The organism is Streptomyces sp. NBC_00536 (genome assembly GCF_036346295.1).
Taxonomy (GTDB): domain Bacteria; phylum Actinomycetota; class Actinomycetes; order Streptomycetales; family Streptomycetaceae; genus Streptomyces.
In genome coordinates this window covers 5,449,845-5,462,247 of record NZ_CP107819.1, presented here as the reverse complement: position 1 = coordinate 5,462,247, position 12,403 = coordinate 5,449,845, and the positions used below count along the sequence as shown (strand labels likewise).

Annotated in this window: 11 protein-coding genes and 1 riboswitch; of the genes, 7 read left to right on the top strand and 4 right to left on the bottom strand. The window is 69.0% G+C overall.

Annotation, left to right across the window (positions count from 1 at the left end; translation table 11 throughout):
• Window positions 1-3: 3 nt before the first annotated feature.
• The 3 genes from OHS33_RS24400 to OHS33_RS24390 form a co-directional block, all read right to left on the bottom strand.
• Complete coding sequence (locus tag OHS33_RS24400) at window positions 4-900, bottom strand: carbohydrate ABC transporter permease (protein ID WP_443065348.1); 897 nt, start codon at window positions 898-900, stop codon at window positions 4-6.
• Window positions 897-1,895, bottom strand: a complete 999-nt coding sequence (locus OHS33_RS24395; RefSeq protein ID WP_330332539.1) for a carbohydrate ABC transporter permease — start codon at window positions 1,893-1,895, stop codon at window positions 897-899. The genes OHS33_RS24400 and OHS33_RS24395 overlap by 4 nt, the downstream gene beginning before the upstream one ends.
• 75 nt (window positions 1,896-1,970) lie before the next feature.
• The gene (locus OHS33_RS24390) at window positions 1,971-3,260 is read right to left on the bottom strand and encodes an extracellular solute-binding protein (RefSeq protein WP_330332538.1); all 1,290 of its coding nucleotides are present in this window, start codon (window positions 3,258-3,260) and stop codon (window positions 1,971-1,973) included.
• Between the two features lie 291 nt (window positions 3,261-3,551).
• On the opposite strand from OHS33_RS24390, the gene OHS33_RS24385 reads away from it, so the two are divergent.
• The 7 genes from OHS33_RS24385 (at window position 3,552) to OHS33_RS24355 (ending at window position 11,665) form a co-directional block, all read left to right on the top strand.
• A complete protein-coding gene (locus OHS33_RS24385; RefSeq protein WP_330332537.1) occupies window positions 3,552-4,316 on the top strand; it encodes a GntR family transcriptional regulator in 765 nt (254 codons plus the stop codon).
• Window positions 4,317-4,561: 245 nt separating this feature from the next.
• A complete protein-coding gene (locus tag OHS33_RS24380; RefSeq protein WP_330332536.1) occupies window positions 4,562-6,766 on the top strand; it encodes a carbon starvation CstA family protein in 2,205 nt (734 codons plus the stop codon).
• A complete protein-coding gene (locus tag OHS33_RS24375) occupies window positions 6,763-6,960 on the top strand; it encodes a YbdD/YjiX family protein (protein WP_330332535.1) in 198 nt (65 codons plus the stop codon). Before OHS33_RS24380 ends, OHS33_RS24375 begins: the two co-directional genes overlap by 4 nt.
• Before the next feature lie 113 nt (window positions 6,961-7,073).
• Complete coding sequence (locus tag OHS33_RS24370) at window positions 7,074-7,571, top strand: GNAT family N-acetyltransferase (RefSeq protein WP_330332534.1); 498 nt, start codon at window positions 7,074-7,076, stop codon at window positions 7,569-7,571.
• A gap of 51 nt (window positions 7,572-7,622) precedes the next feature.
• A riboswitch (cobalamin riboswitch) is annotated at window positions 7,623-7,754 on the top strand.
• A 164-nt stretch (window positions 7,755-7,918) separates the two neighbouring features.
• On the top strand, window positions 7,919-10,327 hold the full coding sequence (locus tag OHS33_RS24365; protein ID WP_330332533.1) for a ribonucleoside-diphosphate reductase subunit alpha: 2,409 nt from the start codon (window positions 7,919-7,921) through the stop codon (window positions 10,325-10,327).
• Window positions 10,327-11,343 carry a ribonucleotide-diphosphate reductase subunit beta gene (locus tag OHS33_RS24360; protein WP_330332532.1) on the top strand — a complete coding sequence of 339 codons (1,017 nt, stop codon included), beginning with the start codon at window positions 10,327-10,329 and terminating at the stop codon, window positions 11,341-11,343. The genes OHS33_RS24365 and OHS33_RS24360 overlap by 1 nt, the downstream gene beginning before the upstream one ends.
• Window positions 11,344-11,542: 199 nt before the next feature.
• Window positions 11,543-11,665 (top strand): hypothetical protein, encoded by a 123-nt coding sequence (locus tag OHS33_RS24355; protein WP_330332531.1) that lies wholly within the window; start codon window positions 11,543-11,545, stop codon window positions 11,663-11,665.
• Between the two features lie 96 nt (window positions 11,666-11,761).
• Here OHS33_RS24355 and def read toward each other — a convergent pair whose 3' ends face one another.
• Entirely contained in the window at window positions 11,762-12,397 is a 636-nt protein-coding gene (gene def / locus OHS33_RS24350) for a peptide deformylase (RefSeq protein WP_330332530.1), read from the bottom strand.
• Window positions 12,398-12,403: the final 6 nt, after the last annotated feature.

The following is a 12,403-nucleotide window of genomic DNA, read 5'->3' as shown; positions in this document are numbered from 1 at the left end:
CCGTTATCCCTTCACAGCGCCGGCGGTGAGACCCGCGGCCATCTTCCGCTGGACGATGAGGAACAGCACGACGATCGGCAGCGCCATCATGGTGGAGCCGGCCATCATCGGGGCGTACTCGGTGCCGTGCTTGGTGGTGAAGTTGCCGAGCCAGACGGTGGCGGTCTGGTTCTGCTGGCTCATCAGCATGAGCGCGTAGAGGTACTCGTTCCACGCCTGGATGAAGGCGTAGACGGAGGTGGCGACCATGCCGGGGGCGAGCAGCGGGAAGACCACCCGGATGAAGGCGCCGGCCGGCGTGCAGCCGTCGACCATGGCCGCTTCTTCCAGTTCCTTCGGGATGTTGACGATGAAGCCGCGCAACGTCCAGACGGTGAAGGGGAGGATGAAGGTCAGGTAGGTGATGATCAGGCCGGTGAGCTTGTCGTACTGACCGAGGTCGTTCAGCAGCAGGAAGACCGGGATGAGCATCGCGACCAGCGGGACCATCTGCACGGCCAGGATGCCGACGATGACGACCTTGCGGCCGCGGAAGGCGAACCGGGAGATGGCCAGGGCCGCCAGCATGCCGACCACGATGCCGATGACGACGACGACCGAGGACACGATCAGACTGCGGCCGACCGGGCCCCAGAAGTCGGAGATCTCCAGCGCACGCTTGAAGTTGTCCAGCGTGAAGGTGGTCGGGAAGAAGTGCGGGTTCGGGTCGATCGCGTCCTTGTCCGGCTTGAAGGCCGTGTTGAGCATCCAGTAGACGGGGAAGCCCATGACGACGAAGACGAGCAGACCGCCGAGGTTCCAGCCGATCCTGGACTTCTTGCGGCTCGGCTTCGGCGTGCGGCGCGCGGTGGACGGGGGCGCGGCTGACGGGGACGCGGCGGGCGCGGTGGTGGCGGTCATTCCACCTCTCCGATCTTGAGCATCTGGCGCATGTAGACGGCGACCACTCCGAGCAGCAGCAGGACGGTCACCAGGGCGATCGCGGAGCCGCCCGAGTAGTCGTTGACCACGAAGGCCTGCTGGTACGAGTAGGTCGTCAGCAGCTGGAACTCGGCCTCGGGATTGCCGTTGCGCATCACGAAGACCTGCGGGAAGACGCCCATGTCCCAGATCACCGAGAGCGTCGTCAGCATGACGAGGACCGGCTTCAGGATGGGGAGGGTGACGTGCCGGAAGACGCCCCAGGCACCGGCGCCGTCGAGGCGCGCGGCCTCCTCCAGCTCCTTGGGCACCTGCGTCAGGCCCGCGCTGAGGGTGATGACCACGAAGGGCACCGCGCCCCAGACCACCAGGAGCATGATCACCGCGAGGCCCTGCGGGCCGCTGGCGAACCAGTTGTGGCCGATCATGTCCACGCCGGGGAGCTTGCTCAGCAAGTAGTTGAGGACGCCGTAGCCGGAGTCGAAGAGCCATTTGAAGACGGCCGTGGCGACGATGATCGGCATGCCCCAGCTCGCCACCAGCGCGATGTTGATGAGCGCCTTGACCCAGCCGGAGACCTTCTGCAGCAGCAGCGCGATCAGCATGCCGATGACCATGGTCAGGATGACGGCGCCGACCGCGAAGATCACGGTGCGCAGGACCACGGTCCAGAAGACCCCGTCGCCGAGGAACTTCGAGAAGTTGTCGAAGCCGACGAACTTGGCTTCCTTGAAACCCCAGAGCTCGGACTTGCCGAAGCTCTGGAAGGAGAGGGACACCAGTCTGAAGAGCGGGTATCCCATGACGAGCGCGATGACCAGCAGGCACGGGGCGAGCAGCAGCCAGGGGGTCGAACCGGACCCCTTGCGGGACCCCTTCTTCCCCGGCGTGCCCGCGTTCCCTGTCTTCGCTGCGGTCGAAGGCTTCTGCGGCGCCGGCGGCAGGTCGGCGGTGGTTGTCTGTGCGGCACTCATCGCGTGCTCCTCGGGGGTCCCTCTCTTGACGGGCAGCAGGGCCCCGCCGCTCCGGCGGGGCCCTGCTCACTCAGGTCACTTGGTGTTGATGACCTTGTCGATCGCGGCGTCGGCGTCCTTCGCCGCGGCCTCGACCGTCTTCTTGCCGGTACCGATCTCCTGGAGCATGGTCTGCAGGAGCTTGCCCTTCTCGACCTGGCCCCAGCCGGGCGCGGTCGGGACGAACCAGGAGGACTCGGCGGCGGTGGCCGAGACCTGGGTCTTCGGGTCGGCCTTCAGCGGGGCGAGGTCCGTCTTGTTGTTGGGCAGGTTGCCCTTGGCGATCAGGCCCTTCTGGCCCTGCGAGCCGGTGAAGACGTTGATCCACTCGGCGGCGATGTCCTTGGCCTTGGACTTGGACGGAACCGCGAGGTCCGAACCGCCGAGGAAGACCGGGAGGGCCTTGCCGTTCGGGCCGGGCATCACGAAGGTCTCGACCTTGTCCTTCAGGCCACCGACCTTGTCGTTCTTCGGGGTGGCCGCGTCAGCGCCCTCCCAGCCGGCGGAGAAGATCGCGGCGGCGTTGCCCTGGCCGAAGACGACCGGACGGTCGGACTCGTCCTTGGTCTTGTCGGCGTGCATGTACTTGTCGAGGAGCTCCTTGTACTGCGCCAGCCCCTTCAGCGACTCGGGGGAAGACAGGTTCGCCTTCCACTTGTCGCCGTCCTTCTTGGCGATGCTGCCCTTCGCGTCGTAGACGAAGGACATCGCGGCGTACCAGTCCGGGGAAGGCTGGTAGAGGGCGCTGAACTTGTCGCCCTTCGCGGTCTGGATCTTGTCCAGCGCGCCGGTCAGCTCGGCCCAGGTCTTCGGCGCGGCGGTGACGCCCGCGTCGGCGGCGATGTCCTTGCGCCAGGTGCCGACACGGCCACCGGCGTAGTAGGGGACGCCGTAGTTCTTGCCGTCGTAGGTGACGGATTCCTTCAGCGCGTCCAGCCAGGTGCCGGAGTTCTCGAACTTCGACGCGTCGAGTTCGGAGAAGGCGCCGGTCGCCATGTAGCCGATCATCTCGGAGTTGCCCATTTCGACAACGTCCGGGGCCTTGTCCGTGGCGAGCACGGCGTCCAGCTTGGCGTTCTTGTCCGGCCAGCCGTAGTACTCGTGCTTGACCGTGAGACCCGGGTGCTTCGCGACAATCGCGTCGTCGGCCGCCTTCACCAGGTCGGGCCAGTTGTTCTGGGCGTCAACCGTCAACCAGACGGTCAGCTCCTTGGCACCCGAAGCCTTGTCGGTCTCGGTGCCCCCCTTGCTGTCGGAGCCACCGCACGCCGCCAGGCCGATAACCATGCCCGCGACTCCAACCGCCGCGATGAGCTTGCGCTTCACGCCACCCTCCTCAGGGATGCCTGCCTGCACTTCCCTTGCCCGCCGCGGTGACATACGCGAAGTACTGCACGTGGGGCCGGGATCTGATCCATATTGGTTTAGACCAGTAGTCGGAGCTTGGCCTAGACCTTTAGGGGTGTCAAGGGTCTAATGAGCGGGTGCTCGGTCCGTTATCGGACCGACACCTGAGGTGGGGGCGAGGCCCGCCCCGCGGCCCGTGTCACGATGTGACCGCACATATCGGAGGAGCCGGTGACGGCAGCGAAACTGGAGTCGGGAAGGCGGGCGGCCATGGCCACCGAAGGGGCGACCACGGAGCCGGAAGGCGGGGCGGCCACCCGCACCGCACGCGTGCCCAAGTACTACCGACTCAAGCGGCACTTGCTGGACATGACCGAAACCCTGCCGCCCGGCACCCCGGTACCCCCGGAGCGCACCCTGGCGGCCGAATTCGACACCTCCAGGACCACGGTCCGCCAGGCCCTCCAGGAGCTGGTGGTCGAGGGACGGCTGGAGCGCATCCAGGGCAAGGGCACCTTCGTGGCCAAGCCCAAGGTCTCCCAGCCGCTCCAACTCTCCTCGTACACCGAGGACATGAGGGCGCAGGGCCTGGAGCCCACGTCCCAGCTCCTCGACATCGGGTACGTGACGGCGGACGACACCCTCGCCGGACTGCTCAAGATCACCACCGGTGGACGGGTGCTGCGGATCGAGCGGCTCCGGCTCGCGAGCGGCGAGCCGATGGCGATCGAGACCACACACCTTTCGGCCAAGCGCTTCCCCGCGCTGCGCCGCTCGCTGGTCAAGTACACCTCGCTCTACACCGCCCTCGCGGAGGTCTACGACGTCCGGCTCGCGGAGGCCGAGGAGACCATCGAGACCTCGCTGGCCACCCCGCGCGAGGCGGGGCTGCTGGGCACCGACGTCGGCCTGCCGATGCTGATGCTGTCCCGGCACTCCCTGGACGCCGACGGCGAACCCGTCGAGTGGGTGCGCTCGGTGTACCGCGGCGACCGCTACAAGTTCGTCGCCCGCCTCAAGCGGCCCGCGGTCTGATTCCGGCCGGGAACGCGGCGGTCCGCGCGTTCCCGGTTGCCCCGTCGCGGCCCCGTCGCGGCCCCAACGCGGCCCCCTCGCGCGCGTCCCGGTCATCGTTATACGTTCGAGGCCCCGCGGCGTCGACCCGCCCCGCGAACCGTAGTTGACTCACGTACCGCTATGCGGACGGGGGCTTACGTTCACCGGGCGGTCCCCGTAGATTCCCTGCGCTCGCGCAGATGATCGACGAGGGGACGAGGATCATGCCGGAAGCTGGACCCGAAACAACCGCCGGACGGCCGGGTGGCGGGGGGCTCACCCCGAAGTCCATCGCCGTCTGGGCCGCCGTCGCCCTCGTCGGCGCGGTCGGCTGGGGCGTGCTCGCCCTCTCCCGCGGCGAGGAGATCTCCGCCGCCTGGCTGCTCGCCGCCGCGCTGGGCTCGTACGCCATCGGCTACCGGTTCTACGCGCGCTTCATCGCGGACCGCGTCCTGCAGGTGGACAAGACCCGGGCCACCCCCGCCGAACGCCTCGACAACGGTGTCGACTTCCACCCCACCGACCGCCGGGTGCTCTTCGGCCACCACTTCGCCGCCGTCGCCGGCGCGGGCCCGCTGGTCGGCCCGGTGCTCGCCTCGCAGATGGGTTATCTGCCGGGCACCATCTGGATCGTCGCGGGCGTGATCTTCGCGGGCGCGGTGCAGGACATGGTGACCCTGTTCTTCTCCACCCGGCGCAACGGGCGTTCGCTCGGCCAGATGGCCCGGGACGAGATCGGCCCGGTCGGCGGCGCCGCCGCGCTGGTCGCGGTCTTCATGATCATGATCATCCTGCTGGCGGTCCTCGCCCTGGTCATCGTCAACGCGCTGGCGGACTCCCCCTGGGGCGTCTTCTCCATCGGCATGACCATCCCGATCGCCCTCTTCATGGGCTTCTACCTGCGGGTGCTGCGGCCGGGCCGGATCACCGAGGTCTCGCTCATCGGCGTCGCCCTGCTGCTGCTCGCCATCGTCGCGGGCGGCTGGGTCGCCGAGTCCTCCTTCGCCGACGTCTTCACGCTCGACAAGGAGACGCTGGTCATCTGGATGGTCGGATACGGCTTCCTGGCCTCGGTGCTGCCGGTGTGGATGCTGCTCGCCCCGCGCGACTACCTCTCCACCTTCATGAAGGTCGGCACCATCGGGCTGCTGGCCGTGGGCGTGGTCATCGCCATGCCGACGCTGAAGATGCCCGCCGTCACCGACTTCGCCTCCCGCGGCGACGGACCGGTCTTCGCGGGCACGATGTTCCCCTTCGTCTTCATCACCATCGCGTGCGGAGCGCTCTCCGGCTTCCACGCGCTGGTCTCCTCGGGCACCACCCCGAAGATGATCCAGAAGGAGACCCAGGTCCGGGTCATCGGCTACGGCGCCATGCTGACCGAGTCCTTCGTGGCGATCATGGCCGTCATCGCGGCCTGCATCATCGAGCCGGGCCTCTTCTTCGCCGTGAACGCCCCCAGCGGCCGCATCGGCACCACCGCCCTGGAGGCCTCCCAGGCGATCGGCCACCTCGGCTTCTCGATCACCCCGGACGCGCTGACCCAGGCGGCCAAGGACATCGGCGAGACCAGCCTGCTCTCCCGCACCGGCGGCGCGCCGACCTTCGCACTCGGAATGTCGGAGATCTTCTCCTCCGTGGTCGGCGGCACCGCGATGAAGGCGTTCTGGTACCACTTCGCCATCATGTTCGAGGCCCTCTTCATCCTGACCACGGTCGACGCGGGCACCCGGGTGGGCCGGTTCATGCTCCAGGACACCCTGGGCAATGTGCACAAGTCCTTCAAGGACGTCAGCTGGAGGCCGGGCGTCTGGTTCGCGAGCGCGATCGTCGTCGGCGGCTGGGGCTACTTCCTGTGGGTCGGCGTGAAGGACCCGCTGGGCGGCATCAACCAGCTCTTCCCGCTCTTCGGCATCGCCAACCAGCTGCTCGCCGCCGTCGCGCTCGCGGTCTGCACCACGCTGCTGGTGAAGTCGGGACGGCTCAAGTGGGCCTGGGTGACGGGCGTCCCGCTGGCCTGGGACGTGGCCGTGACGCTCACCGCCAGCTACCAGAAGATCTTCTCTGCCGACCCGGCGATCGGCTTCTTCGCCCAGCGCGACAAGTACGTGGCCGGCATCGACGCGGGCAAGGTCCTCAAGCCCGCCAAGACCATGGACCAGATGCACACCGTGGTCACCAACGCCACGGTCGACGGGGTCCTCTCCGCCGTCTTCGCAGCTCTGATCGTCATCGTCCTGCTGGACGCGGTCCGGACCTGCCTGAAGGCCGTCCGCGACCCGCAGGGCGCGACGCTCTCCGAGGTCCCCTGGTCCGAATCGAAGATCATCGCCCCCGCCGGTCTGATCCCGACGGCCGCCGAGAAGGCGGAGCTGGCCGCCGCGGGCCTGGACTCGGGCGGCGGCCGGGTCAAGGAACCGGTGGCATGAGCGGCGTCCGGGCGGCGCTGGGCCGGATCCGGTTCTACGTCCGCGAGTTCTCGGGCGAAGCCGCCTACGACCGCTACGTCGCCCACGCCCGCACCCACGACCCCGACGCCGAGGTCCCCACCCGCCGGGCCTTCGAACGGGCCCGCACGGACTCCCGCGAGGCGGACCCCCGCGAGGGCTTCCGCTGCTGCTGACGCATGACCGCAGGGCCCCGCCGCACCCGCGGCGGGGCCCTGCGCCGTGCACGGGGTCAGCGCACCCAGTCCTTGAGGGACTCAGCCGACACCCGTCCTGCACACTCGACCGCATGGACATCACCATCCGGGCCGCGCTGCCCGCCGAATACGAAGAGCTGGGCGAGATCACCGCGCGGGCCTATCTGGACGACGGGCTGCTCGACCCGGAGACCAACGGCTTCTACCTCACCGTGCTGCGCGATGTCGCGGGGCGGGCCGCCGACGCCGAGGTGCTCGTGGCCACGTACGACGGGCAGTTGCTCGGCGGAGTGACCTTCGCCGCACCCGGCAGTCCACTGGCCGAAATAGCCGGTCCCCACGAGGCCGAATTCCGGATGCTGGCGGTCTCCCGCGCCGCCCGGGGCCGGGGCGCCGGGGAGGCGCTCGTACGCGCCTGCATGGACCGCGCACGGGCCTTGGAGGGGGTGACCCATCTGGTCCTGTCCACCAAGGAGGCCATGCGCGGGGCCCACCGGATCTACGGGCGCCTGGGCTTCGCCCGGACCCCGGAGCGGGACTGGGCCCCGCTCCCGAGCGTCCCCTTGCTCACGTACCGCGTGGAGTTGTAGCCGCGCCGACACAACATGTGGTGGGTCGCGCATCCAGCGGCCCCCACATGTATGCTCGTGCTCGCTGTCGCCGCAGGGGAATCCGGTGCGAATCCGGAACTGTCCCGCAACGGTATGAACTGCACCCAATCACCCATTGGTGCTGCCGCAAGTCCGAGGACCTGCCGACAGTGCGCCCAGACCAACCGGTCAGGACGCCGAATCGTCCGGGCCTCGCGGTTGGGCCGGTGGACGCCATGCGGTGACGTACGACTGCCCTGCCCGGGCCCGTGCGTCCAGATGCCCGCACGGCAGCCTCCTCTCCCCGCCTCCGAGCCTTCCGGGCCGAGCGAGGGAGAGCCCCCCACGTGACCATCGCGCCTGCCGCACCGCGCGCCGAGTCCGCCCAGCCCGAGGCCACCGAGGGTCCTGGCGCCGCGCTGCTGCGCACCCTCACCGACCTCACCGCCGACCTGGCCGACACCGACCCCGGCCGGGTCGCCGCCGCCGCGCTGCGGGGCCGCAGCTCCGTCGCCGACGAGGCCGAACTGCGCGGGCTGGCCACCGAGGCGGCCGCGGGCCTGATCTCGGAGGACCCGGCGTACTCCCGGCTGGCCGCCCGTCTGCTGACGCTGGCCATCGCCGAAGAGGCCGCGGGCCAGGGGGCCACCTCCTTCTCGGCGTCCGTCGCCGTCGGTCACCGCGAGGGCCTGATCGCCGACCGCACCGCCGAGTTCGTCGCCGCGCACGCGACCCGGCTGAACGCGCTGGTCGACCACGCCACCACCGAGGGCGCCGACGACCGCTTCGGCTTCTTCGGTCTGCGCACCCTGCACAGCCGTTACCTGCTGCGCCACCCGATCACCCGCCAGGTCGTGGAGACCCCGCAGCACTTCATGCTGCGCGTGGCCTGCGGCCTCGCCGAAACTGGTCTTAATGGCGAAAAGATTGGCAGCATCCAGGCCGTCGAGGAAGTGGCCTCGCTCTACCGGCTGATGAGCCGCCTCGACTACCTGCCGTCCTCCCCCACGCTCTTCAACTCCGGCACCCGGCACCCGCAGATGTCCTCGTGCTACCTGCTGGACTCCCCGCTCGACGAGCTGGACTCGATCTACGACCGCTACCACCAGGTCGCGCGCCTCTCCAAGCACGCGGGCGGCATCGGCCTGTCGTACTCCCGCATCCGCGCCCGCGGTTCGCTGATCCGCGGCACCAACGGGCACTCCAACGGCATCGTGCCGTTCCTGAAGACCCTCGACGCCTCCGTCGCCGCCGTGAACCAGGGCGGCCGCCGCAAGGGCGCCGCCGCGGTCTACCTGGAGACCTGGCACGCGGACATCGAGGAGTTCCTGGAGCTCCGCGACAACACCGGTGAGGACCAGCGCCGCACGCACAACCTGAACCTCGCCCACTGGGTGCCGGACGAGTTCATGCGCCGCGTGAACGCCGACGCCGAGTGGTCGCTGTTCTCCCCGGCCGACGTCCCCGAGCTGGTCGACCTGTGGGGCGACGAGTTCGACGCCGCCTACCACAAGGCCGAGGCCTCGGGCCTGGCCCGCAAGACCATGCCCGCCCGCGACCTGTACGGCCGGATGATGCGCACCCTCGCGCAGACCGGCCAGGGCTGGATGACGTTCAAGGACGCCTCCAACCGCACGGCGAACCAGACCGCGGAGCCGGGCCGGGTCGTCCACTCCTCGAACCTGTGCACCGAGATCCTCGAAGTCACCAACGACGGCGAGACCGCGGTCTGCAACCTGGGCTCGGTGAACCTCGGGGCGTTCGTGCTCGCCGAGACCGGTGAGATGGACTGGGAGCGGCTGGACGAGACCGTCCGCACCGCCGTGACCTTCCTCGACCGCGTGGTCGACATCAACTTCTACCCGACCGAGCAGGCGGGCCGCTCCAACGCCCGCTGGCGTCCGGTGGGTCTGGGCGCGATGGGCCTGCAGGACGTCTTCTTCCAGCTGCGCCTGCCCTTCGACTCCCCCGAGGCCAAGGCCCTCTCGACGAAGATCGCCGAGCGGATCATGCTGGCCGCCTACGAGGCCTCCGCGGACCTGGCCGAGCGCCACGGGCCGGTCCCGGCCTGGTCGGAGACCCGTACCGCGCGCGGCGTGCTGCACCCGGACCACTACGCGGACGCCACGCAGTACTGGCCGGAGCGCTGGAACGCGCTGCGCGCCCGGATCGCCGAGACCGGCATGCGCAACTCGCTGCTCCTCGCGATCGCCCCGACCGCGACGATCGCCTCGATCGCCGGCGTGTACGAGTGCATCGAGCCGCAGGTCTCCAACCTGTTCAAGCGCGAGACCCTCAGCGGTGAGTTCCTCCAGGTGAACGCCTACCTGGTGGCCGAGCTGAAGAAGCTCGGCGTCTGGGACGCGCAGACCCGCGAGGCGCTGCGCGAGTCCAGCGGTTCGGTCCAGGGCTTCGGCTGGATCCCCGCCGACGTGCGCGCGCTGTACCGCACCGCGTGGGAGATCCCGCAGCGCGGTCTGATCGACATGGCGGCGGCCCGTACGCCGTACCTCGACCAGTCGCAGTCGCTGAACCTGTTCCTGGAGACGCCGACCATCGGGAAGCTGTCCTCGATGTACGCGTACGCCTGGAAGCAGGGTCTGAAGACCACGTACTACCTGCGCTCGCGCCCGGCGACGAAGATCGCCCGGGCCGCGCAGGCCGCCACCCCGGTGGCGCTCCCGCAGGCCGATGCCGACGCCGAGGCGCTCGCCTGCTCCCTTGAGAACCCCGAGTCCTGCGAGGCCTGCCAGTAATGAGCTCCACCCAGAAGAAGAACCTGCTCGACCCGGGCTTCGAACTGACCCTGCGTCCCATGCGCTACCCGGACTTCTACGAGCGCTACCGGGACGCGATCAAGAACACCTGGACCGTCGAGGAGGTCGACCTCCACTCGGACGTCGCCGACCTGGCGAAGCTGACGCCCGGTGAGCAGCACATGATCGGCCGTCTCGTCGCGTTCTTCGCGACGGGCGACTCGATCGTCTCGAACAACCTCGTGCTGACCCTGTACAAGCACATCAACTCGCCCGAGGCGCGCCTGTACCTCTCGCGCCAGCTGTTCGAGGAGGCCGTGCACGTCCAGTTCTACTTGACGCTGCTCGACACCTACCTCCCCGACCCGGCCGACCGCGCGGCCGCCTTCGACGCGGTCGAGGAGATCCCCTCGATCCGCGAGAAGGCGCAGTTCTGCTTCAAGTGGATCAATGAGGTCGAGAAGCTGGAGCGGCTGGAGACGCAGGCCGACCGCCGCCGCTTCCTGCTGAACCTGATCTGCTTCGCGGCGTGCATCGAGGGCCTGTTCTTCTACGGTGCCTTCGCCTACGTCTACTGGTTCCGCTCGCGCGGCCTGCTGCACGGCCTGGCGACCGGGACGAACTGGGTCTTCCGGGACGAAACCATGCACATGAACTTCGCCTTCGAAGTCGTGGACACGGTCCGCAAGGAAGAGCCCGAGCTGTTCGACGACGAACTCCAGCAGCAGGTCGTCGACATGCTGAAGGAGGCCGTCGAGGCCGAGCTGCAGTTCGGCCGCGACCTGTGCGGTGACGGTCTGCCGGGCATGAACACCGAGTCGATGCGCGAGTACCTGGAGTGCGTCGCGGACCAGCGCCTGGTCCGTCTCGGCTTCGCGCCGGTCTACGGCTCGCAGAACCCGTTCTCCTTCATGGAGCTGCAGGGCGTCCAGGAGCTGACGAACTTCTTCGAGCGCCGCCCGTCGGCCTACCAGGTCGCGGTCGAGGGCACGGTCGACCTGGACGAGGACTTCTAGTCCACGCCCTTTAGTCCACGACGCTTGATGTCCGGTCGGGTCCCGCAGGACGCGCGACCTGACCGGAATCAGTCGTTCCTTTGGCTTGATCTGACCGGATCCGTCAATGTGCGCTGACGTACGGTGGGGGCCACCCGGCTCGGTCCAGCCCGCACCGCGCTCCGGCCCGGGCCTCGCAGCCGACCCACAGGGGTTTCCCATGTCTCGTACGCTCCGCACGCTCACGGCCTTCGCGATCGCCGCCCTGATGCTCGGCGGTACGGCGGCCACCGCCTCCGCCACGGACACCGGCTGGACGATCATCAGCCACACGCGCCACTGATCCGCCGCACACGGCGCATACGGCGCATACGTCGAAGGCCCCGCTCCTCTTCCCGGAGCGGGGCCTTCGGCGTGCGTGCGTGGTGCGCGTACGGTCCTACGCGTTCGGCACCGTCTCGTAGCGCGGGGTGCCCTCTTCCATCTGGCGCAGCGCGTCCTTGCGGTCGCGCTTGGACAGCCGGTCGATGTACAGGTACCCGTACAGGTGGTCCGTCTCGTGCTGGAGGCAGCGCGCGAAGTAGCCGGTGCCCCGCACCTTGACCGGGTTGCCCTGCGCGTCCTGGCCCTCGACCTCGGCGTAGTCGGGGCGGGCGAGGGCGGCGTAGGCGGTCGGGACCGACAGGCAGCCCTCGTTCGAGTCGTCCAGCACCCGCGCGGCGGCGGGCAGCTCGACGAGCTTGGGGTTGACCACGACACCGGTGTGGCGGTTGCCGTCGTCGTCCGGGCAGTCGTAGACGAAGACCTTGGCGTCCACGCCGATCTGGTTCGCGGCCAGGCCCACGCCCTCGGCGGCCTTCTGGCTGGCGAACATGTCGTCGATCAGCCGCGCCAGCTCGTCGCCGAACTCGGTGACGTCCTTGCACTCCCGGTGCAGCACCGGGTTGCCGACCACCGTGATCGGGCGGACCGTACCGCGCTCGCGGTGCGCCAGCTCACGCTCCGCACAGTCCTCCGTGTCCACGACGTATCCGTCGTTCACGATCTCGACGACCTCGTTCTCCTGCTGCGCCATGTCCGC